We start from the raw sequence: 22,016 nt of genomic DNA, 5'->3' as shown, positions 1-22,016 counted from the left end.
TCGTACACAGGAGGCGAATGGCGAAAGCCCCTATGCCATCCGCTCCACTTGCGCCTGCCGTCTTTATTGGCTGGAGCGAATGGCCCCTCCATCAATCAACAAGTTCTGCCCGGTCAGGTAGCCCGCATGACTGCTGCAAACGAAAGCGCACAGAGCGCCGAACTCCTCGGGTGAGCCGAAGCGTTTAGCAGGAATTTCGCTTCGGCATTCGCCTAGGAATGCCTCACTGTCTTGCCCCGACTCTTGGGCAGCAGCGACCAGGTTGTCACGCAGTCGATCGGTGTCGAATGAGCCCGGTTGCAGGTTGTTGATCGTCACATTCCGACTGGCGATGTTTTCTTGCCGGGCAAGCCCTGCGATAAATCCCGTCAGACCACTGCGCGCGCCATTGGAAAGACCCAGGCTTTCGATAGGGGACTTCACGGCACTCGACGTGATGTTGATGATTCGGCCAAATCCGCGTGTCGCCATACCGTCTACCGTTGCCTTGATCAATTCGATAGGGGTGAGCATGTTGGTATCCAGTGCCTTGAGCCAGGCGTCGCGGTTCCATTCGCGGAAATCCCCGGGAGGAGGGCCACCAGCGTTGTTGATCAAAATATCGAAATGCTCATGGGCCATGAGGGCTGCCGCGCGACCCTCTGGCGTTGAAATGTCACCGGCTACGGCGATGATAGTCACTTCAGGATTTATCGCTCTGAGCTGGCGGGCTGTTTCATTCAGCGTCTGTTCGCCTCGGGCGGTGATCACCACGTTCACGCCTTCGCTGACGAGTGCCTGTGCGCAGGCTTTTACCCAGGCCTTTGCTGGCCGCGCACACCAGCGCCCAGCGTCCTGCTATTCCAAGATTCATGCGTGTTTTCCTGAAAGAAGGAAGCTCAAAGAAAGTGGTTGCCTACTGCAGCACCCATGCTCACGCATGATTCGCAGTGACAGGCAGGTTTGGCGATCGAGTACTGATTCCCATAAAGCGCCGCACTCTCTCTCCTTCGGCATCGCAGCGTATGGTTTCAGGTGCAGCATCCAGTTGGATATTACCGTTCTCCATGAAGACGACCCGGTCGGATATCGACATGGCAAAGTCCATTTCGTGGGTGACGATAATCATGGTCATGCCTTCACTGGCAAGGTCGCGTATGACGTTCAGCACATCGCCCACCAGCTCTGGATCGAGCGCCGACGTAGGCTCGTCGAACAGCATGATGTCCGGCTCCATGGCCAAAGCACGAGCGATCGCCACGCGCTGTTGCTGTCCGCCGGATAGCTGGTGCGGGTACTTGTGGGCGTGGGCGAGCAGGCCGACCTTGTCCAGCAGCGCATAAGCACGGTGCTCGCTCAGCTCGCCCGGGATGCCGTGGTAACGCGGCGCCAGCGTGACGTTGTCGAGAATGGTGCGGTGCGGGAACAGATTGAAGTTCTGGAACACCATGCCAATGTGCCGCACGCCTTTGCGCAGACGGGCGCTGTTGGGCTTGTCCGAAGCTTCGATGAATTTTTCACCGAACAACAGAATGTCGCCTGTATCGATGCTTTCCAGACCGTTGACCGTGCGGATCAGCGAAGTTTTGCCGGAACCGGATGGGCCAATGATTGAGATCACCTGGCCGTATTCGACATTCAGATCGATACCCATCAGCACTTGGTGCGTGCCATAGCTCTTCTGGATGTTCTTCAGTTGCAGGATTGGCGTCGCGTTGCTGCCCGCGGCTTTGCGCGCATTGTCAGGCAAGGCTTCGGCGCAGGCCTTGAGCTTGACCACGGCGGCGGCATCGAGTGTATGCGGCTTGCGGAAGTTCAGGTCCAGGTAGCGCTCCAGACGCTGCAGGAAAAAGCCGAACACGGTGACGATCAGCACGTAGTACACGCCCACCGCCGCCAGGGTTTCCATGACCAGGAAGTTGGTGGCATAGAGGCGTTGGCCGACCGTGAGGATTTCGGTCAAGGAGATGACCGAGACCAGCGACGTCAGCTTGACCACCGTGATGTATTCATTGATCAACGTAGGCAGCGAGATACGGAAAGCCTGGGGTATCACGATCAAGCGCTGCATGCCGAACAGGCCGACACCCAGCGCGCGGCCTGCTTCCTTCTGGCCCTTGGCCACGGAGATCAGGCCACCACGGTGGATCTCCGCCATGTAAGCCGCTTCCGTGACCACCAGGGCAAGCAAGCCAGAGTAGAAGGGGTTTGACAGGATCGGTCCGCTACCGGGAAACAATTGCGGCAAGTTGTAGACGAAGACCACCAGCACCAGCAACGGGATGCTGCGGAAGAACCAGATGTAGACCGCCGCGGGAATGCGCAGTAAGGGCGACTGGGACAACTTCGCCGTGGCCAGGCCAAAGCCCAGCAGCATGCCGAGGAACCAGGCCAGGGCACTGAGCTGGACCACCGTGACGCAGGCCTTCCAGAAGTCCGGCAGGGAGAACAGGGAGAGGAAATACGACCAATCGAATTGCATAGGGCACCTCAATCTGCCGCCCCGGTGCAGGGGCGGCAGATGACCAGACTACAAGGACACGTTCTTAGTTGGCAGTCGGTTCTTCCAAGCCATATTTCTTAAGAATAGAGGCGTATTCACCGCTCTTTTTGGTCTCCTCGAAGGCTTTTTGCACGGCCTGGAATGTTTCGTCGTTACCTTTTTTGACGAAGATACCCAGGGTTTGCTGATAGATCGGGTTTTCCGTGGTGATCACTACCCGGTCATTGGTCTTTTCCGCGATCATTTTTGCAGCGCCAGCGATTTCAACCTGGGCCTGAATGTTCTTGGACAACAGGGCCTGGGTCACTTCGGGCGCCGAGGGGTACTCGCTGACGGTGATGGCGCCTTTGTTGTTCGGCACGCAGTACTCATCGGAGAGCTTCTTGAATTCCCTGACCCAGGTGGTGCCCTGTTCCAGCCCCAGTTTCAAGCCGCACAGGTCTTCAGGTTTTTTCGCATTGATCTCGCTGCCCTTGGGCACCATGACCGCGGCACCGGTGTTGGCATAGGCGATGGTTTGGGCCTGAGTCTGGCGCTCCGGTGTGATGTACATGCCGGAAATGACCGCGTCGTATTTGGCGGAGTTCAGGCCCAGGATCAGGCTCGGGAACTTGGTGTCGACGAACTCCACCTTGGCGTTCATGTGCTTGGCCAGGGCCGTTGCCAGTTCCGGGTCCGAACCCACCACGTTTTTGTCTTTGTCATAGGACTCGAAGGGCGGGTAGGTGATTTCCATGCCGACCTTGAACGTGTCTGATGCGGCCATGCTCACCGAGGCACCGAGCATACCGGCTGCCAATACAGCCAAGTTCAACAGGTTTTTTTTATTGTTTTTCATTTTTTACTGACTCCGGCGTAGGTAAGGGGTAACTGAAAACTTCAATCAGGACGGTTGAGCCTGATTTTTCAAATGTCCGAAACTGGCGGGCTTGCGTGCCTTGCCTGGCAGTTGAACGTCCCCATTGGCCACCCTCTGGCGCAGATACTGATAGGTCTGCAGTGCCTGGCCATACATGTGTTCGCCGATCGTGATTTCTTCGTAGTCGTTGCCTGCCTGGGCGAACCCGGGCAGTGGTTTGATCTGGGTGTGATAGTCGCAGGCATAAAACAGTGGAAAGGAATAACGCTCCTCCTTCACGCTCCGCACCCGGTGCGCAGTGGCAACGAATGCGCCTGCCGTCATCACTTCCAACATGTCGCCGATGTTGACCACAAAGGCATCGGCAATCGGTGGTGCATCGATCCATTGTCCAAGGTTGTTCATCACCTCAAGGCCTGGTTTGTCGGCCAGGAGGATGGTGAAGCACTCATAATCAGTATGGGCGCCAAGACCCGGTGCGTCATGGGCGGCACCGTCGAAGGGGTAGTGGATCAGGCGCAGCTTGGACGGCGGGCGGGTGACCAGGCTGTCGAAATAGTTTTCTTCCAGGCCCAGGGTCAGGGCAAAGCCACCGAACAGGCGCCGGCCCAAGGCGAAGATCGCTTCATAGTAGGCCTGCACCGACGCCTTGAAATCCGGCAGCTGCGGCCAGTCGTTGGGCCCCAGCAACGGGGTGTTGGCCAGCACCAGCGGGTCATCGGCCGGGACTTCGAAGCCGACGTCGAAGGCTTCCTTGTGGTCCGGCTTGCCTTTGGAATAGACCTCTTCACCTTCGGGTACAAAGCCCTTGTGGGTTTGCGAGGTGCCGATGTAGTGCCGCATCTTGGTGTCGAAGGGCTGGTCGAAAAAGTCCTTGGCAGCCTTGCGCAGGTTGGCGATCAGTTGCGGGTCGATACCGTGATTGGTGATATAGAGGAACCCGACTTCGCTGGCAGCGCGCCCCAATTGTTGGGCCACGGCCAAGCGGTGTTCCAGTTCGAAGCTGAACAGACCGGCGATGTTGACCACCGGGATGCTATTGAAGTTGGCTTTGTGTGTGTCAGTGCTGGCGCTGTTGTTTTTATTGTCAGGCATGACGCATCGGCTCCCTAAGGATTGCTTGAGTGGTGGAAACGCTCGAAGTGTTCGCGCTCGGTCTGGCCCATCCACACGTTCAATGACCACAGATCGGCAACCGGTACATTGGTGAAGGGCAAATGATGCAGGTAGCCGTCGGCGCCGAATTCCGGGGTCAGGGTGCTGACCTGGTAACCGCGGGCTTGCTGCGAGCGCCAGATGCTTTCCCAGTGCTGCTGATGGAAAGCCAGTTCTTTTGCATATTCGGGCGCCGCCGGGTGCGGAACCTGCGGGCCTTGGTCGTAACCGACCCGTGCCTGGATATGGTGAACCCGCTCGATGAAAGCGCTCAGATCATCGGCCGGGTCATTCAACAGACGCTCGCAGGTCACGACCCAATGGCTGATGTCACTGGTGAACAACAGATCGGGCAGTTGCCGGATCAACTCCAGGGTCACCCAGGGGTTGAACAGCGAGCGCGAGCGGTGGGTTTCGAAACTGCAGACCTGACCGTGCTTGCGCGCCAGTTCCAGTGCCTGACCGAAGAACTCCACTTGTTGTGGCAACGACCAGCGATCATTGCCCGCCAGTACGTTGACAAAACGTGGGCCGAGCTCGGCGGCCCATGCAAGTTTCTGATCGAGGTCAATGAGGTGAACGGCAGGGGTCGCCGACTGCTCCGGCAGCACATCGTACGCCGTGAAGACTGTGCTGATGTAACCCAGGCGATTGGCCTGGAGAAAGGCGGAGAACTCAGCCCGTTCACGGGCGTCCAGTGGCAGACGTGCTTCCATTCCATCAAAGCCCGCCTGCAGCAGCTCTTCAAGCGCTTGGGCCTTGCTGGCGGTGTAACCCCACAGCGTGCGGAAGATTTCCAGCTTCATCGGTGATCCTCAAAAATCCCTAGGCCTACTGCAAAAGCACTTCGACAAAGCCAGTCGGCGATCAAGGGCCAGCAACGGCACAGGATTTTTGAGCCGGGTCTCTGCCTGATGGGTCCCACTAAGCGGTGCCGAGGCTGGTTCGCTGTGGAGCCGATGTTAGGCATAGGCGGCGGGGTGGAAGAATCTGAAAATTCAAATGAATACTTCAGACTTTCGTCAACAAATAGCTAGCTATTTATCGCGCTTTTCAAGAGGGATTTTATGGGCGAGTAGTTGTCTACGCTGGCTATTAGCGAGGTGTGCCATTGTTACGGCATTATTTTGAAGAGTCCCAAGCGAAACTGGGGCGTTGATGGTCTGTTTCTGGCCGATTTCCGCCTGTCATGACTGACCGCGATCGATACCAAGTTTAAATCTGAGCCAGCCAGCAGCCTCTGATGTCCCGCAAGACAGTAATAAAGAAGTCGCCTCGTCAAAACAGCGCATGCCCAAGCCGGGTCGAGAACCGGCGCTGCGTAACCTGACAATTGCTTTCGAACACTACAACGAGCAGCGTCTGCACAACGCTTTCAATTATCGCTTGCCGAGGGAGTTCAGGCGCTTGGCAATTGCATCATTTGAACAAGACATTGTTGTCCGTTTTGGTGGGGGATAAGGCCAGTTTAAGAGCTGTACAAAATAATTATTTAGTATAACTTTTAAAGGTGTCCATTGAGTCCTATCGAGGTCTTTGCATGACCATGCAGACGGACCGCTTAATCCGCCACCTTATCTGTCTTGTGCTGATGCTCCAGAGTGCTGAACTATTTGCTGATTGGCGCGAGGCGTTACCCGATTCTCGTCGGTTGGGTAGCGGGGAGATGCGTGTATTCGGTTTCTCCATCTACAGCGCGCAGTTATGGAGCCCACGCCTGATTGCCGGAGAACCACTGGGTGCAGATGTGCCTTTTGCGCTAGAGCTGACCTACAGTCGTGCCATTAGTCGCGATGATCTGGTTGAGGCCAGCATCAAGGAAATCCGTCGCTTGTCGCCCAACTCCCTGAATTCAGAGTTGATGGCCCGCTGGGAGCGGGAGATGCAGCAGGCGTTTGTCGATGTGCGCGCCGGTGACCGCATCACCGGAGTCTATATCCCTGGAGAGGGCGCACGTTTTTACGTTGGCGAGAACCTACAACATGTGGTGAGGGATGATGCGTTCGCCAAAGCCTTTTTTGCGATCTGGCTTGACCCCCGAACACGCAACCCGGAGCTGCGCGCCCAATTGCTGGGTGCAGTTAAACCCTGAGTCCGTTGAGGAAATTCGCATGTTGAAGATATGGATGCTGCTGCTATGCATTGGCCTTACAAGTTGCAGCCGGGTGGATGTGCACACTTACAGCCAGGAGACGCCCACGCTTGAGTTGCGCGAATTCTTCGAGGGCCGGGTCGAAGCCTGGGGTATGTTTCAAAAGCGTTCAGGCGAGGTAACCAAGCGCTTCCACGTTGAGATCAATGGCCACACCGAAGGCAATAGGCTGATCCTCGACGAATCATTCACTTACAGCGACGGTACCAAGCAAAAACGGGTTTGGACTCTAACCCCCGCTGGCCCTAGTCAATGGCGCGGAACCGCTGGCGACGTGGTGGGCGAGGCGCGTGGTGAGGTGGCAGGCAATACACTGCGCTGGAAATATGTGCTGAACGTACCGGTGGATGGCAAGGAGTATCAGGTTCACTTAGACGACTGGATGTACCTATTAGACAAGAACACCATGATCAATCGCTCGTTCATGACCAAGTTCGGGGTGGAGGTAGGCCAGATCACCTTGTTCTTCCGCAAGCAGTCTTGAGTCAACGTGCATGCTGTCCGGCCATCCAGTGCAGCGCCGGCATCAACATCGCCCATATCAATGCGAGTAGCAGAACGCTGGGCCAAACACCTAGCGGCAGACCCACGCCTGCTAGCTTAGCGCCTCCCAAATAGGAGAGCGGACCGCCTAAGGCCCCTAGTAGGCTGCCCATCCACCAAGGCCGTTTCGTCCAGCTCAGGCTGTGACGCAAAGTGCTGGCGAAAAGCAGCCATAGCATTGCCAGCCACAGCGGCAGAAAAGTAGCGGCACCGGAAAAGTAGAACAGCCCGAGGTGCAATAGGACACTGTCCAGGACCCAACCGCAGGCTGCCACCCGTAACAGACTGCGCCACTCATTAAGGTCGTTGGCAATCCAAAGCAGGTGTATAGCTAGGCAGGCGATTGCAATCAGCAGCAGCCATGGCCGTTGCGCACCAAACACGCAGGCGAACCAGCCGAGTTGGAACAGCCCTGCGTTCAGCAACAACTGGCCCCGCTCGCTCATGCCTTTAGGCCGAAGGGCTGCGGTCGTGCCCCGGGTTTGGCGCGTCAGTTCGATGCGCTCCAAGCCCAGGCCAGCTTCAAACATTTTTTGCTCGCCCTGCCAGTCCTGCATGGTCACGTGCAGCTTTTGGTCGGGAGCAGAGAAATGCATGCGGTACTCCAGATCGCGAGGAAGGAAGGGCGAGACGTGAAAGCTCTTGGCGACCCTATGGCGTGACTCACCGGTCGCATGGGTCGGCAGTACGTAGTGGTAACGCTCTCGCCAAGGGGTGTTACTGACTTCGCAGAGAATTGCAGCCAAGCTGCCGTCCGTTTCGAAGCAGTAAAAAAGACTGATCGGGTTAAAGGAAAGCCCCTAGCTACGCGGCTGGGTGAGCAGACAGATTCGTCCCTGCGGGGCGTGCCCGAGGGCTTGCTCCACGCGCTGGCGTACGGCATCGCTCAGCGTCATACCCTGACGCGTGGCGTGCGGCAGGTAGTCGGTTTCGCGGAAGGCGAAGGCGGCCCAGCGCGAATGTCCGGCCAGCCACGATAAGCCCAGCACCTTCGGTTGTTCCGCAAGATCCAGGTAGAGCATACCCATACGGTAACGAAACCCATGGGCGCGCGGCAGCAGCCGACGGTGGCTGACCCAGCCGCGATACAGCGCGCTGTTCACAGTTGTTCTCCGAAAGCAGCCGTCACGCGCAAGGCGCTCACCACTCCGTCCTCATGGAAGCCGTTAGCCCAGTAGGCGCCGCAGTAGTAGCTGTGTTGAGCACCCTGTAGTTCTTGCCAGCGTGCCTGGGCGACCAATCCAGCTTGGCTGTATTGCGGATGGGCGTAGCGGAAGTGGTCGAGGATTTTGCTCGGGTCAATGGCCGCGGTCTGGTTTAGGCTAACGCAGAAGGTGGTGTCGCTCTGGAACCCTTGCAGGATATTCATGTTGTAGGTGACAGCGGCCGGTTGCTGGGCTGAGCCGCCGAGGCGTTAATTCCAGCTTGCCCAGGCTAGGCGGCGGTTCGGCAGCAGACGGGTGTCGGTGTGCAGCACCACGTCGTTCTCGGCGTAACGCAGTGCGCCGAGTATCTCCCCGCTCGGCTTGGTTGGGAGCCGCCAGCAGGCGTAATGCCTGGTCGCTGTGACAGGCGAACACCACGGTGTCAAAGCGCTCGTTGCCGGCGGAGCTGTGCAGGTTCACTCCTGCCATGTCACGTACCACACGATACACCGGACAGTTGAGGCGGACACGCTCGACAAAGCCGGCGCTCAGCGGCGCTACATAACTGCGCGAGCCGCCGCTGACCACACGCCACTGCGGCCGATGGGTAGCCGACAGGAGCCCGTGATTTTTACAGAAGCGCACGAAGAACTGAAGCGGAAAACCTTGCATATTGCCCAGTGACATCGACCAGATCGCCGACCCCATAGGGACTATGTAATGTTCGATAAAACGCAGACCGTAGCCGTTTTGCCGCAGGTAGGCTCCGAGGGTGGTGTCGGCGGTTATGCGGTGTTCGCGCAGGTCACGCAAGGCTTCGCGGTTGAAGCGCAAGATGTCGCGTAGCATGCCCCAGAAGCTGGGTGAGAGTAGGTTGCGCCGCTGGGCAAACAGGCTGTTGAGGTTGTTGCCGTTGTATTCGGTGCCGCTGCGCGGATCCTGAACTGAGAAACTCATCTCGGTGGGCTGCGAGGCCACGCCGAGTTGATCCAGCAGACGGATGAAGTTGGGATAGGTCCAGTCGTTGAAGACGATGAAACCAGTATCGATGGCATAGCGTTCGCCCTTTACTTCAACGTCAACAGTATGGGTGTGGCCGCCGATCCAGTCACTCGCCTCGAACACCATGACATCGTGCTGACGGTTGAGCAGGTAGGCGCAGGTCAGACCGGAAAATACCGCTACCGATGATGGCTATTTTCATGAAGACTCTTCTGTGGCGGGACGCGCCATGAGTTTGCCCAGCGTCAGTTGCAGGCGTTGAGGCAATATCGCTAATACGCGTAGGGCGGCGATAAATGGCCCGGGAAATGCGATTTCTAGCGGTCGTCTTTCCAGCCGAGTGGTGATATAGACAGCAGCCTTGTTGACCGGCCAACGCATAGGCATTGGGAAGTCGTTCTGTTGCGTGAGCGGCGTATCGACGAAGCCCGGGCTGACAACGGTGACGTCGACCAACAACCTCTATCAGTTGGCCACGGCGCAGGCGAGGATGGTGATAATGCATGGTCCAGCGTAGGTAACCGATGCCGTCTTGCACCTGGTCGTAGCCGTCAAACGTGAAACCTAGCTCGCTGACGTTGGCGTATAGCTCTGTAAAATAATCTTGCAGCGCTGTTAGGCCTTGGATCTCATGTAGCGGATCACTGAAGCGCACATCGTGACTGTACAGCTCCTTAAGTTTGTGCAAATTGCTGGCGTCCAGCGCCGCGAAGTCGTTGGCGAAACATCGCAGGAAGTCAGACACGTTGCGTCTCCACTGCCGGCAGATTCTTGGTCGAATTCAGCGTCCGCTGGTGTCTTCTGGCGACGTTGAGAGTCTGCCCTGGGCAATTCGCTATGCCAAATGGGTCACCTCGCTTGGATGAGGTGCTGATCCCGATTTTGCCGGTGTCTGTGGTGTCGACCATGGAAATCACCCCCTTTTTTTCTTGTACGGCTCGAAGCATCTTGTACAGCTTTTTAAAGAATAGGGTGCATGCTGTACAAGTAAATTTTTTTGTACAACTATTTCTGCGGGCGGCCATTTGATGAGTGCTCAGCAGGACCAGTTCCTTTTCACTGAAGACAAAACATGTCTCTTCGGATCGTTGCGCTGGCTTGGGTGGTGGGGGCAGGTAGGTTTTTGCGCATGTGCGTAGGGCGCTTTGCCCGATAATGAGGTGTTAGAGGCGTAGTTGGCCTTGACCAACTGATAAGGGAGGTCACCAGTACCTGAGGGTGCAACCGCCAGTTGCGCCCCGGTGATTTTAGAGCCGTCTTTGGCTTGCCAGGTGGCAGGCGACCCGAAGTAGCCGACCTGTTTGCTGCTGCGATCATTCAATACCGCTTTAGGCCCGACAAAAAACCATTCAGTCTGGCCAGCGGCGTTCGCTTTGTCGCGACACTCATACATGATTTCGCCCACGCCCACGCCCACGCCCACGGTCTCCAGCGCGACCTTGTGACCGTCAGGGACCTTGATGCTGTCGGGCAGATCTGTTTGGGCATAGGCAGCTGGGACTGTGACCAACAAGCAGGTCGCAGCAAGCGTAGTACTGACAATGCCCAGGACTCGTTTAGCGTTCATGCAAAGCTCTCCAGAAAGGTGATCAGTTCAGCAGCTATGGCTACTACCTGTACTACCCACTGGAGGACGAACTGGATGCAGCTAGTTGAAAAAGTATCAGTGCCGGAAGGTGTGTAACGTTATTGCTTGATCGCTGTATCAGTGTCGGCTAGTGGCCGTTTTCTGTCTGTCGTCACCGTCTATATTGAGTCGAAAGCGGCTGTCAGCGACCAGTTCCAATCGACACTTTGCAGATGTTCAGCCAGACGAAGTCAAACCAGTCCCTTTCCCACGAAATGCTCGCTCTGCAATTCACAGCTTGTAGCCAATCTGCCGCAACAAGTTCTTGCGCCACAGGATGTCTTCATCGCCTTCAACGTCATTGGCACAGAAGCCATCCACTACGCCCAGGATCGCTCGCCCTTGTTCCGTCTCAGCGAGAATCACTTCAGTTGGATTGGCTGTTACACAAAAAATACGGCACACCTCTGGAACCATCTTGAGGGTGTTCAACTCGTACTGCGTTTTTTGCACCACAATGACACCAGAATGCCTGTGGCAATCGACACCAGTGGAATGCTTGAAGCAACGCCCAGTGTTGGGAACACCAACAGTATTTGCGAGTCGTTACCGCCGAGCATCATCGAAGCCCCAATCCCCATCAAAATACCCGCCAACAAATGAACGCCAGCCTTTGATGGGGTAAAGGCCTCGAAACGGAACGTTTTCCTGTACAGGGTAAAACTCAGCATGCCTGCCAGCAACATAACAAACACCGCAATACGCCGGGCGCTGATTGCCATGTCGGCTTGCCAGAACATCTGCGAAACATTGTAAAAGAACACACTAGGTGTCCATAACGGCTCGAACGTATAGAGCGCACTCGTCAACGCACCCAGCAGCATACTGGAGAGCACCAGGTGTTTATTACCATGTATGCCGACCAAAAATATCAGCACCAGCGCCACTACACCGATCAACAGCCAGTAATGGCGGCTGGAAATTTCCGGCATCAGAATGGTCTTCTGTTCGGGCATCATGCGCATGTAATACCAGAGCACGATCCCCAGGACCCAACCGATCATCGTGAACAGTTTATTGAAATTGCCACAGGCAAACTTGGTTAGCGTGCCTACGCTGCAACCGTTGTTCAGCACCGATGCCACCCCGAACAACAAGCCTCCCGAAACCAGTGAAGGATAGGAAATACCAGGCGAGTACAGCGGCAGGCTGACCTCGGAGAAACGATAGAGCGGGGCCAGCATCAACCCGAACAATCCACACGATGTCAGTGCCACAAACAACGTCGGGCGCCCCGCCAGCAATTGTTCGCTCGCTTTGACAAGACACATACCCATACGCTGCGAAACCCAGCCAATCAGGAACGCTAATACCAACGCCATCAGTAAAGAGAAAACCATGTTCGTGCGCCACTGCTGATTTGGATGGACGGGGCCTCACTAGGCATTAGCGTAGCTCTCGATCAGGCTAACTGTGTATCTGACACAGCCGATTGCTGCCAGTCGTGAATGGTAGACACAGTCCCTAGTGGCCGATAGCTGCCCGTCACTAACGGCAGCTATGCGGGCTGTCGCCGATCGGTAACGTCGCGACTTTACTGTTGAAAGATTGGGTATGGGCCCTGCGCAGTATTAATGCCCGGGCATTGGACTGCGTGGGCGTTTTACATCGCGTTTTCGCCTTACCGAGTCAGGGCTCGCAATGCGGCTCGGTTGAGGCAACCGGGGCGTACGCAGTAACACACTGATTTCCTCTGCGCTGACCGCTTTGCTGAAAAAGTGGCCCTGAATTTCATCGCAGCCGTTTTCACGCAAAAAGGTTTGCTGCACTTCGGTTTCGACACCTTCGGCAATGACCTTGAGGTTCAGTTTGTGCCCCAACGAAATCACTGCGGTGGCGATGGCTTTGTCGTTCTCGTTGTCGGGCAGATCGCGCACGAAAGACTGGTCGATCTTGAGTCTCGCGATCGGGAAGCTTTTCAATGCTGCGAGGCTGGAGTAGCCGGTGCCGAAGTCGTCGATCGAGAGACTGATCCCCATAGATTGCAGTTCCTTCATTTTGCTGATGGCTTGCTGAAGGTCTTGCATGATCAGACTTTCGGTCAGCTCCAGCTCAAGGTACATCGGGTCCAGTCCAGTTTCTTGCAAGGCATGCCTCACCCGATCGATCAGGTCCCTTTCGATGAACTGGCGTGCTGAAATATTCACCGACATGGTGATCGGGGGCCAGCCTGCGTCCTGCCAGGCCTTGTTCTGTCTGCACGCGGTATGGACCACCCAGTCGCCGATGGGCACGATCAACCCGGTCTCTTCGGCCTGCGGAATGAATTTGATTGGAGACACGATGCCGAGTTCGGGGTGCCGCCAGCGGATCAGTGCCTCTACGCCGATAATCTGACCTGACTGCAAATCCACCTGTGGCTGGTACAGCAGCAGGAACTCGTCATGGTTGAGTGCGTTTCGAAGCCCGTCTTGCATGGCGAGCTTGCCCTGAACCTTGTTATTCATCTCGCTCGTATAGAACTGATAACTGTTGCGACCCAGCTCCTTGGCCCGGTACATGGCGGCGTCCGCGTTGCTGAGCAACGTGTCGGTATCGCTGCCGTCGGCAGGGTAGGTGGCCAACCCCATGCTGCAGGTGACGTGGAGTGTATGTCCGCTGAGCTGAATCGGCCGCAGGATGGCTTCCTGGATTTTGTGCAGGGCTGGAGTAACGCCGTCGAGGTCTGAGGGCTGGTCGAACAGGATGATCACAAACTCGTCGCCACCCAGTCGCACGACGGTGTCGGTGCGGCGTACACACTCCAGCATGCGCTGGGCGACGGTTTTCAGCAGTTCGTCTCCAGCGCTGTGCCCAAGGCTGTCATTCACCAGTTTGAATTTGTCCAGATCGAGAAATACCACCGTCACCAGGCGGCTGTAGCGCTGAGCATAAAGTATTGCCTGCTTGAGACGGTCTTCGAGCAGTGTGCGATTCGGTAGCCCGGTCAGTGCGTCATGGTCGCCCATATAGCGAATGCGCTTTTCGGTCAGTTGGCGTTCTATCGCAATGCCGGCAAGCGGTGTCGCCATGTCGATCAGTCGCGTCTCGGTCGAGCTGGGGCTGCGTACGGTGTTGGAATACAAGGCAAACGTACCCAATACCTTTCGCTCATGGGACAGAATCGGCGTCGACCAGCAGGCGCGAAATCCATAGGGCGCAGCGGCTGAACGGTACTCCTCCCACAGCGGATCCAGCTCGATATCCGTGACGATGACCGGTTCTCGTCGATACACCGCGGTGCCACATGAACCGACGTTCGGACCGATTGCAATCCCGTCAATGAGCTGGTTATAGGCTTTCGGCAAACTGGGGGCAGCCCCGTGCAGCAGGTGCTTGCCATCCTCATCCAGCACCAGGATGGACACCATCATCCCCTTCAGTTGGGACTCCACCAGGTGAGCCAGGCTGTCGAGGACTTCTGCAAGCTCGGTGCTCCTGGCGATCAGTTCCAGGACATGACGTTGTCCGGCACGAATGACGGCTTCTTGCTCTAATCGGCTGTTTTGCAGGGCGAGCCGCTCTGTGGCGATACTCAATTGGACCGTTCTTTTTTCCAGCTGAAGTCGGTCTTCGAGGAATTGATTCACCGCGCGAGCCATGTTGCCGATCTCGTCCTTCCCATGTTCCGCCATCATCAAATGCGTATTGTCAGTGTGTTCCTGACGCAATTGCCGGCTTATTTCATTCAGACGCACGAGCACATGACGGCCCATGAAAACCCGGGTCACGAACCAGGCGAACACCAGGCTGACCCCCAACATGATCAGCACCCATTGCTGGCTACGATTTGAGGCCTCGACCAGGCGCTGCAGGGCTTCGCGATAGTCTTCGGTGTAAGCACTGGATTGCGCACGGGCCACCGCGACCAGAACCCCGGCCTCATTCTTCAGTTCCTCATTGAAGCGCCGTATGACGCTGTGCTGATTGATGAGCCTCAGGCGCAGGGAGAAGAGATCGGGCGTCTCCACATCAGCGTCGGGTAACTTGCCTGCGGTGCGTGACAGGCGCTCATAGCGGATCTGCAGCCGTTGCACGGCATCACTATCAACAGCCTGCGGCAGATCGAAAAGTAACATCGCCAGTTCCAGGCTGGCCCGGGTCTGAGGCGCGGTTAACCGGGTGGTGTGATCCTCCATGGTTTGCTCGAAGGTGACCTCGGTTTGCAGCAGGCTTTCTCGCAGTTGCGCAACGATGTTGGCGGTATTGCGGAACATCTGACTCGACTGATGCATGTCGAGTATCGCCACGCCACTGTTCGCGGCAGTCAGCTGCTGCACCAGTTGATCAAGGGCTTCAAGCTGTTCGACGGTCGCCGCATAGCTTGAACGCAGGGTGTCGGGGGAGCGGGTTGTCAGAAGCTGATCGGTCTGGCGTTCGATCAGCAACGTACGCTGCAGCATGTCTTGCCCATCTTGCATGCGGACCAGTCGTTCATCCGTCAGCTGGCGGGTTGCGCTGTTTGACGTGCGCAAGGCGTAGACCGCAGTTGCACCACTCGCCAGAATCAGTAGCGCCAGCGTCAGAAACGCCAGTGTGAACTGTGCGCGTAGCGATTGCGGCAATAGCTGGCGTCCGAGCCGGGAAATAACGTCCAATCTCAGGGATTCCATTGGTGGCGATAGATGTCTCGATAGCCATTGTCAGGGTCGTACTGGAATTTCTTCCCGCCGTCGAAGGCGATATTGTCGGCATTGACCAGGTGAATCGGCGCGACGAAGCCGCTCACCGGCTGACCTGCAAACAGCCGGTTCAATTCATCCATCACTTGCCAGCCATGCAGGTTGAGCGGCTCGGCCACGGTGACGGTCTGGTAGGTTTTTGCCTGTATGCGCAAGAAAGCCGAAGCGCTGCCATCACCGGCAGACAACAGACTGATGCCGTCGCTGGGTATTGCGGCGTTGGTCAATGAGGCGATCGAGTAGTCGAAATAGATATCGTTGATGGCCAGCGTGTGGGTCCAGCGCTTGCCATAGCGCTGAAGCAGCTCCTTGGTGATCGCCGGCATCTTCTCGCCACTTTCGGAGATCGCGACATCGCGCACTTCCAGCAACGTACATTCCCGACAGGCCCGAATGACGTTTTCCATGGCCTTGGCTTTCGCCATGGCGATGCTGTACTTGGAGTCGGTGAGGATGACCACGCCGGCCTGTCCGTTTGACTGTGCCACTGCCGCCATGGCCGTGAGGCGAGCCACTTCGAGCGGGTCGGTCGTGACGTTCATGGCCACCGGCGTGCCGTCAATCGGCCCGGGTCGTGCCCCGGCGTGCCAGCCAACCACTGGCACATCCCTGTTGGCGAAGAGGGTCAGCGCCGTATTGTTCTCAAGGGCATCGGAGCCGCACAGAATGAGGCCGTCGGGTTTCGCTGCCAGGGCATCGGAAAAGGCCTTGGCGCGCCCGGCCGATGATCCCGCGCCATCGAATATCTTCAGCGTCCAGCCCATCGCCTTGGCTGCCTCGCGAGCGCCCTGCGCGACACCGACAATTCCTCCGTTACGCAAATCTTCTGCGACAAAGGCGATGCTCTTGCCCCGCAGGGCTTGCGGGCCGGATTCAGGGCCGCTCCAGCGAACGGCTTCGAGGGTGGCCCTGGAAACGATTTCCTGCGCTTGAATCACCGTAACCGTGGCGTTTTCGACACCCGCGGCGGTTGGCAGGTTCTGGCCGAATCCGGGAGTTGCCGTGAAAAGACAGAAAGCCGTAATTGAAGCCATCCAGGGTAGCCCGGACCTGATCAGACAGGTTCGATCACCGCATGTGATGCCGGGTCTGGAGCCGATGGCGCGATCATGGTCTGGCATGGCGTCCCTTTTTGCCAAGAGTGCAGCGTTCACTGTCCGAAAGGATAGTCGGTTCTGCTGTCATCAGGTCTTTTGTGGGTAATGTGCGCGAACTTTAGTCCTGACCATTCAGGAAATGGGGCAGGGTCCATGGCACAAAACAAGGGACGAAGGCCGATTGCATCGTTGACTACATTGAGTGGTTTTACAAGGCTTCGACTTTGCATATACACCAGGTAAAAAAAACGACAGCCAAAACGCGATCCGTAGCAGCTGGCGAAGCCTGCGTTCGGCTGCGCAGCCGTCGTAAAACCCGAGTTTGCGGTCTTCCTGAAACACCGTATCGTCTGATTTCACGACTGCTTCGCAGTCGAACGCAGGCTTCGCCAGCTGCTATGGATTGTTTCGTTCCTTAACTGATTGGCATTACGGCTTCGGCCTCTTTTTTGTTCCGGCACCCCCCCTGAACTCAAGCACACCCACGCCTTTACAAAGCACTGTTGTACAAATCCGTCACCAGCATGCAACCGGGCGCATGGGTGATGCACAGTGGCGGGCGTGAGGCCTGCACCACCGATTGAGGCGTCACGCCGCACGCCCAGAACACCGGTATTTCGTCAGCTTCAATGGGAACGGCATCGCCGTAGTCCGGGGTGTTGAGCGCGTGGATGCCGATCAGCGACGGATCGCCGATGTGCACGGGAGCGCCGTGGACGTTGGGCATGCGTGCGGTGATTTGAATGGCCTGGATGGCGGCAGCAGCTTTCATCGGCCGCATGCTCACCACCAGCTTGCCACCGAGGCGAGCGGTGGGGCGCGTGTCGATGTTGGTCTGGTACATGGTCCAGCAGCGGTTGTTCGAAGGAGAACGAGCAGCCAATGGCGAAGGCCACCAGGTCATCCTGCCAAAGGTGCTCGATATCCAGCGGTTCATCGCTCAGTTCGCCATGGCGATAGACCCTGTAGCGGGGTACGTCGTGGCGAATATCAATGGCTGTCCCGAGATTGCGAAAGTACGGATCGCCTGGCTCGGTAATGTCGAGCAACGGGCAGGCCTTACGATTGAGGGTGCAATACCTGAGGAATTCATTGGCCCAATCACTGGGCAACATCACGATATTGGCTTGCACCCGGCCTTGGGCCAGGCCGCTGGTGTGACCCTGATAGTGCCCGGCGGCGATGCTTTGGCGCAGGGCGAGAGGGGTGCTGCGCTGCAGTTGTTCGAAGGACGGGGCGGGTTGATTCATCATGGCATCTCGGCAGGTTCTTTGACCCTTTTTAGAAAACCACGGTAATGCCGTCCAACAAGGAATCTTGTTGCCCCCAAACAACTAAAAGTTATTCAGGGGGCAGTCGGCTGTCGAGGCCCGGCGCCGCCACCATGAGTAACGGACCCACATCCGCAGCGTATTGGCAGACCACCTGGCGGCTCATCTCGACAATATTCTCGATCAGCTCCAGCCCGACCCCGGTACGCCACGAGGCCACGACATCCAGTTGCGGCAAGCGGCTGCCGGGATCCAGCTGGATCAACTCGCCGCTGGCCGGGGGTTTGGCCACCAGTGCCGCCGGCAACGCACCGATACCGAAGCCGTCACGAATCAGCCGGGTCATGGCCGACACCGAGTTGACGCAACTGACGCGCGGTGCGCCGATGCCATGGGCGTGCAGCAGGTTGAGCACATCCTGATGCGGTCGTGAGTGTTTGACGAAGGTGATGATGCGCTCGCCGGCCATCTCGGCGAGCGAGGCATAAGGCCGGGCGTAGATCGAGTTGCTGGCGGCGATCCAGTGCATGGGATAGTGCGCCAGTTCGAGGTTGCGCACGCTTTCGTGGCGGATCAGGTCCGTCTGGAAAACGATGTCCAGTGTCCAACAGCACCCTGAAGTTCGGGACGTTGCAAATCAAAGACCCGGTGGTGAATTCCAACGATACCCGCCTGCTGCCGGGCACGTTCAAGGGTGGACTGGTGAATGTGCAGGAAATCGATCGTTTGAAGCTCACGGCCGGTCAACTCACACAGATCAACTTCGTCGACTCCACCGACTATCAAGACATGACCACCAATCGCATCGGCGGGCTAAGCGATAAGTTTCAGTTTGCCGGGGCGGACTATCAGTTCCTGCCGAACCTGACCGCGCAGTACCGCTACGGCCAGCTGGAAAACATCTACCAGCAAAATTACCTCGGGCTTGTGCACTTGCTGGACCTGGGCGCCGGCCAGTCGCTCAAGAGCGACGTACGCTATGCGCGCAGCACCGAAGACGGCAACTTTCGAGATATCGATAACCAGGCCTTCGGTGCGATGTTCACCTATAGCCTGGGTGGCCATGCGTTGGGCTTTGGCTATGAGAGCATGAGCGGCGACGATCCGTTTCCGTATATCGGGCGCAGCGATCCGTACCTGGTCAACTTCGTGCAGATCGGTGACTTTGCCAACATCGACGAACATTCCTGGCAGGCGCGTTACGACTACAACTTTGCCGCACTCGGTGTGCCGGGATTGACCTTCATGACGCGCTACATCTCTGGCGACAATGTGCAACGCACTGCGCCGGGTGAAGGCAAGGAATGGGAGCGCAACACCGATATCGCTTACGTGGTTCAGGACGGTTCGTTGAAAGGGCTCGGCCTCAAATGGCGCAACGCGTCAGTGCGCTCGAACTTCGGTAATGACCTGGATGAGAATCGCCTGATCGTCAGCTATACCATGGCGTTGTGGTAGATGATTTTCAGGGAGCGGATATCGGCTTGTATATTCTATTGAGGAATAAACAAATCAATATATATTCCTTTTAATATTGATTCGGGAGGTTCATTTTGAAGGCCTGCACATCCGTGCGGATGTATTCGACATCAGACAGGAAGCCTCATCATGACCATCAAAGCGATCAACGTCCGCAACCAGTTCAAGGGTGTCATCAAGGAAATTGTGACAGGCGAAGTGGTCTCCGAAATCGATGTGCAAACCGCCTCCGGCATCGTCACCTCGGTGATTACCACCCGTTCAGTGCGCGATCTTGAATTGAAAGTGGGGAGCGAGGTGATTGCCTTCGTCAAATCCACCGAAGTCTCGATCGCCAAGCTCTGAAAGAGTGCCTATTCGTTACTCCTGCAGAACCCACAAAAAACGCCGCTCACTGAGCGGCGTTTCTGTTATCAGTGAGTAAATAAATTTGTCCCCTTTTTTCCGCGAAGTAGGAAAATCAAAGCTGGCGCGTCGGCTGCTATACCTTTTTCACCTCAGGCGCCAGAACAACGCCGAACAATCGGCCAATCGAAAAGAATCGAAGTCATGCAAGCACATACCTACCAACTGCTGGAAGTCGCCAACGGCAAACCGATCAAGCTGTGGACCGAAGGCGTTCCGGTAGAAAACGAAGCCAGACAGCAATTGATGAACACCGCCAAGATGCCGTTCATCTTCAAGCATCTGGCCGTGATGCCCGATGTACACCTGGGCAAGGGCTCGACCATCGGCAGCGTGATTCCCACGGTCGGCGCGATCATTCCGGCCGCCGTCGGAGTGGATATTGGTTGCGGCATGATCGCCGCGTGCACGTCGCTGACTGCCAGTGATTTGCCAGACAACCTGCATGGCTTGCGTTGCGCGATCGAGAAAGCGGTGCCCCATGGTCGCACCAGTGGGCGCGGCGGTCGGGACAAGGGCGCCTGGGACAGCGTTCCGCATCAGGCGGACCGGGCTTGGGCGGCACTGGACCCACGGTTCAAGGCGATCACCGACAAGTACCCGAAACTCGCCAACACCAATAACCGTGGGCACTTGGGCACGCTGGGCAGCGGGAACCACTTCATCGAGGTGTGCCTGGATGAAACCAACCGGGTGTGGTTCATGCTGCACAGCGGTTCCCGTGGCGTCGGCAACGCTATCGGCAACCTGTTCATTCAAATGGCCCAGGCGGATATGCGTCAGCACCTCGCCAATCTGCCGGACCGTGACCTGGCTTACTTTAAAGAGGGCAGCCGGCACTTCGCTGACTACGTTGAAGCGGTCGGCTGGGCTCAGGACTTTGCCAGGCAGAACCGTGCATTGATGATGCAAGCGGTGATTCAGGCGACACGAAAAGTGATCAGCAAGCCCTTCGAGGTTGCGCTGGAAGCGGTGAACTGCCACCACAACTACGTGCAAAAAGAGCGGCATTTTGGTCAGGATATTCTGGTCACCCGCAAAGGCGCGGTGTCGGCCAAGAAGGGCGAGTTGGGGATTATCCCGGGCTCGATGGGCGCCAAAAGCTTCATCGTCCGTGGGCTGGGTAACGAGGATTCATTCTGCTCCTGCAGCCACGGCGCCGGCCGCACCATGAGTCGTACCAAGGCGAAAAGCCTGTTTACCGTCGAAGATCAGATCCGAGCCACCGCCCACGTGGAGTGCCGCAAGGATGCTGCCGTCATCGATGAAATTCCGATGGCCTACAAGGACATCGACCAGGTCATGCACGCCCAGCGCGAGCTGGTGGAGGTGCTGCACACCTTGCGTCAGGTGGTGTGCGTAAAAGGATAGGAAAAATGGGCACGGGTATGCCTTGCACTACTTCACCGCATAGAACTTGCGCACATACCGCGTACTTTTCCACGCGCACGGTGCACCGAGCGGCACAAACACACTGTCGCCGGTGTTGACCTCCACGCTCGTTCCATCAGGCGCCAGCAAGGTGACACTGCCTTCGATCAGGTTCATCAGCTCATGGAGTTTGTGGGGCCGGCCGTGACGCTCATACGGTGTCGAATCCCAAACGCCGACGCGCAGGTGGGTGGCGTCGTCTTCGAAGGCATTGTGTGACCGGCACTGCGGCGTCGGCCCTATCAAAATCTGCGGTTCCGGTGCGACCGAAGGCGAGAGCATGTCCAGCGGGTCGAGCGCGGTCAGGCCGGGTGTCGGGTTTGCGGCGGGGCTTGTGACTGCACAAAAGGCCCAGCACGCATCAGCATGAGCCTGAAGTCGCAGCGATGTCCCGCGACCTATCACGGCGCTGGCCCCGACACCCAATTCCAGCGTCTGCGTTTCGGATTGCAGCACGACGTGGCCGGCGTGGACCACGATCACTTCGGTGTGCGGAAAGTCATTGCTATCGAGCGTTCCGCTGATGTGCACGATGCCCGCTGATACGCCATCCGGGCCGTTATAGGCCAGCTGGCGACCGTCCTTGAACGGATCGAAAGCACCCAAAGACGCTGCTGTAAAAGACGTGGTGACGCGGCTGCCGTCGGCGCGAGCCAACAGCAGAACGGTAGGTTCAGACATACGGGTGACGCTCCTAAAAAAAAGGA

At 57.2% G+C, this 22,016-nt stretch carries 14 protein-coding genes and 9 pseudogenes; 5 read left to right on the top strand and 18 right to left on the bottom strand.

The features are described from left to right. Window positions 1-63 precede the first annotated feature (63 nt). The 5 genes and pseudogenes from E3W21_RS13610 to E3W21_RS13590 form a co-directional block, all read right to left on the bottom strand. A pseudogene (locus E3W21_RS13610) lies at window positions 64-853 on the bottom strand (SDR family oxidoreductase). Between the two features lie 60 nt (window positions 854-913). Continuing rightward, entirely contained in the window at window positions 914-2,461 is a 1,548-nt protein-coding gene (locus tag E3W21_RS13605) for an amino acid ABC transporter permease/ATP-binding protein (protein WP_134420358.1), read from the bottom strand. 64 nt (window positions 2,462-2,525) lie between these two features. After that, window positions 2,526-3,320, bottom strand: a complete 795-nt coding sequence (locus E3W21_RS13600; RefSeq protein WP_134420356.1) for an ABC transporter substrate-binding protein — start codon at window positions 3,318-3,320, stop codon at window positions 2,526-2,528. Between the two features lie 45 nt (window positions 3,321-3,365). Then, window positions 3,366-4,436: an isopenicillin N synthase family oxygenase gene (locus E3W21_RS13595; RefSeq protein ID WP_134420354.1), complete on the bottom strand. Its 1,071-nt coding sequence runs from the start codon at window positions 4,434-4,436 to the stop codon at window positions 3,366-3,368. A gap of 14 nt (window positions 4,437-4,450) precedes the next feature. Next, the gene (locus tag E3W21_RS13590) at window positions 4,451-5,302 is read right to left on the bottom strand and encodes a sugar phosphate isomerase/epimerase (protein ID WP_134420352.1); all 852 of its coding nucleotides are present in this window, start codon (window positions 5,300-5,302) and stop codon (window positions 4,451-4,453) included. Window positions 5,303-6,036: 734 nt separating this feature from the next. Here E3W21_RS13590 and E3W21_RS13585 point away from each other — a divergent pair. Beyond that, window positions 6,037-6,588: a chalcone isomerase family protein gene (locus tag E3W21_RS13585; protein WP_134420350.1), complete on the top strand. Its 552-nt coding sequence runs from the start codon at window positions 6,037-6,039 to the stop codon at window positions 6,586-6,588. 19 nt (window positions 6,589-6,607) lie between these two features. After that, window positions 6,608-7,132, top strand: coding sequence for a DUF3833 domain-containing protein (locus E3W21_RS13580; RefSeq protein WP_134420348.1), 525 nt, complete (start codon window positions 6,608-6,610; stop codon window positions 7,130-7,132). Window position 7,133: 1 nt separating this feature from the next. On the opposite strand, the gene E3W21_RS13575 is transcribed toward E3W21_RS13580, so the two are convergent. From E3W21_RS13575 to E3W21_RS13520, 12 genes and pseudogenes are all read right to left on the bottom strand, one after another. Beyond that, a complete protein-coding gene (locus E3W21_RS13575) occupies window positions 7,134-7,637 on the bottom strand; it encodes a DUF2878 domain-containing protein (RefSeq protein ID WP_134420406.1) in 504 nt (167 codons plus the stop codon). Window positions 7,638-7,676: 39 nt separating this feature from the next. Beyond that, window positions 7,677-8,294: pseudogene (locus E3W21_RS13570) on the bottom strand (DUF1365 domain-containing protein); the annotation flags it as partial. Next, a pseudogene (locus E3W21_RS13565) lies at window positions 8,291-9,540 on the bottom strand (NAD(P)/FAD-dependent oxidoreductase). The pseudogenes E3W21_RS13565 and E3W21_RS13570, both read right to left, overlap by 4 nt. Further along, window positions 9,537-9,791: pseudogene (locus E3W21_RS31765) on the bottom strand (short-chain dehydrogenase); the annotation flags it as partial. The pseudogenes E3W21_RS31765 and E3W21_RS13565, both read right to left, overlap by 4 nt. Continuing rightward, window positions 9,781-10,083 (bottom strand): annotated as a pseudogene (locus E3W21_RS13555) (nuclear transport factor 2 family protein); the annotation flags it as partial. The pseudogenes E3W21_RS13555 and E3W21_RS31765, both read right to left, overlap by 11 nt. A 291-nt stretch (window positions 10,084-10,374) precedes the next feature. Further along, complete coding sequence (locus E3W21_RS13550) at window positions 10,375-10,905, bottom strand: DUF3455 domain-containing protein (protein ID WP_256661557.1); 531 nt, start codon at window positions 10,903-10,905, stop codon at window positions 10,375-10,377. 291 nt (window positions 10,906-11,196) lie between these two features. Then, window positions 11,197-11,397 (bottom strand): annotated as a pseudogene (locus E3W21_RS13545) (adenosine-specific kinase); the annotation flags it as partial. Beyond that, a complete protein-coding gene (locus E3W21_RS13540) occupies window positions 11,394-12,305 on the bottom strand; it encodes a YeeE/YedE thiosulfate transporter family protein (RefSeq protein WP_134420346.1) in 912 nt (303 codons plus the stop codon). The pseudogene E3W21_RS13545 and the gene E3W21_RS13540, both read right to left, overlap by 4 nt. Before the next feature lie 231 nt (window positions 12,306-12,536). After that, entirely contained in the window at window positions 12,537-15,557 is a 3,021-nt protein-coding gene (locus tag E3W21_RS13535) for an EAL domain-containing protein (protein WP_134420344.1), read from the bottom strand. Then, the gene (locus tag E3W21_RS13530) at window positions 15,545-16,564 is read right to left on the bottom strand and encodes a substrate-binding domain-containing protein (protein ID WP_129445168.1); all 1,020 of its coding nucleotides are present in this window, start codon (window positions 16,562-16,564) and stop codon (window positions 15,545-15,547) included. Before E3W21_RS13530 ends, E3W21_RS13535 begins: the two co-directional genes overlap by 13 nt. Before the next feature lie 649 nt (window positions 16,565-17,213). Next, window positions 17,214-17,973 (bottom strand): annotated as a pseudogene (locus E3W21_RS13525) (putative hydro-lyase). Between the two features lie 91 nt (window positions 17,974-18,064). Continuing rightward, window positions 18,065-18,595: pseudogene (locus E3W21_RS13520) on the bottom strand (substrate-binding domain-containing protein); the annotation flags it as partial. Between E3W21_RS13520 and E3W21_RS13515 the strand changes: the two are divergent. The 3 genes and pseudogenes from E3W21_RS13515 to E3W21_RS13505 form a co-directional block, all read left to right on the top strand. Further along, window positions 18,595-19,452 (top strand): annotated as a pseudogene (locus E3W21_RS13515) (OprD family outer membrane porin); the annotation flags it as partial. The pseudogenes E3W21_RS13520 and E3W21_RS13515 overlap by 1 nt on opposite strands. 150 nt (window positions 19,453-19,602) lie before the next feature. Next, on the top strand, window positions 19,603-19,818 hold the full coding sequence (locus tag E3W21_RS13510) for a molybdopterin-binding protein (protein WP_008145745.1): 216 nt from the start codon (window positions 19,603-19,605) through the stop codon (window positions 19,816-19,818). Window positions 19,819-20,022: 204 nt separating this feature from the next. After that, window positions 20,023-21,249, top strand: coding sequence for an RtcB family protein (locus E3W21_RS13505; protein WP_134420342.1), 1,227 nt, complete (start codon window positions 20,023-20,025; stop codon window positions 21,247-21,249). A gap of 27 nt (window positions 21,250-21,276) precedes the next feature. Here the strand turns inward: E3W21_RS13505 and E3W21_RS13500 are convergent, their stop codons facing one another. Continuing rightward, complete coding sequence (locus E3W21_RS13500; RefSeq protein ID WP_134420340.1) at window positions 21,277-21,990, bottom strand: cupin domain-containing protein; 714 nt, start codon at window positions 21,988-21,990, stop codon at window positions 21,277-21,279. Window positions 21,991-22,016: the final 26 nt, after the last annotated feature.

This window comes from Pseudomonas sp. F01002 (genome assembly GCF_004402115.1).
Lineage (GTDB): Bacteria > Pseudomonadota > Gammaproteobacteria > Pseudomonadales > Pseudomonadaceae > Aquipseudomonas > Aquipseudomonas frigoris.
This window is presented reverse-complemented; position numbering and strand designations above follow the sequence as displayed.

Excerpts from the sequence above, each read along its gene's own strand:
- E3W21_RS13500 (WP_134420340.1), bottom strand. The coding sequence starts at position 21,990 with ATGTCTGAACCTACCGTTCTGCTGTTGGCTCGCGCCGACGGCAGCCGC.
- E3W21_RS13590 (WP_134420352.1), bottom strand. The coding sequence starts at position 5,302 with ATGAAGCTGGAAATCTTCCGCACGCTGTGGGGTTACACCGCCAGCAAG.
- E3W21_RS13575 (WP_134420406.1), bottom strand. The coding sequence starts at position 7,637 with ATGAGCGAGCGGGGCCAGTTGTTGCTGAACGCAGGGCTGTTCCAACTC.
- E3W21_RS13595 (WP_134420354.1), bottom strand. The coding sequence starts at position 4,436 with ATGCCTGACAATAAAAACAACAGCGCCAGCACTGACACACACAAAGCC.
- E3W21_RS13600 (WP_134420356.1), bottom strand. The coding sequence starts at position 3,320 with ATGAAAAACAATAAAAAAAACCTGTTGAACTTGGCTGTATTGGCAGCC.
- E3W21_RS13605 (WP_134420358.1), bottom strand. The coding sequence starts at position 2,461 with ATGCAATTCGATTGGTCGTATTTCCTCTCCCTGTTCTCCCTGCCGGAC.
- E3W21_RS13510 (WP_008145745.1), top strand. The coding sequence starts at position 19,603 with ATGACCATCAAAGCGATCAACGTCCGCAACCAGTTCAAGGGTGTCATC.
- E3W21_RS13535 (WP_134420344.1), bottom strand. The coding sequence starts at position 15,557 with ATGGAATCCCTGAGATTGGACGTTATTTCCCGGCTCGGACGCCAGCTA.
- E3W21_RS13580 (WP_134420348.1), top strand. The coding sequence starts at position 6,608 with ATGTTGAAGATATGGATGCTGCTGCTATGCATTGGCCTTACAAGTTGC.
- E3W21_RS13550 (WP_256661557.1), bottom strand. The coding sequence starts at position 10,905 with ATGAACGCTAAACGAGTCCTGGGCATTGTCAGTACTACGCTTGCTGCG.
- E3W21_RS13585 (WP_134420350.1), top strand. The coding sequence starts at position 6,037 with ATGACCATGCAGACGGACCGCTTAATCCGCCACCTTATCTGTCTTGTG.
- E3W21_RS13540 (WP_134420346.1), bottom strand. The coding sequence starts at position 12,305 with ATGGTTTTCTCTTTACTGATGGCGTTGGTATTAGCGTTCCTGATTGGC.
- E3W21_RS13505 (WP_134420342.1), top strand. The coding sequence starts at position 20,023 with ATGCAAGCACATACCTACCAACTGCTGGAAGTCGCCAACGGCAAACCG.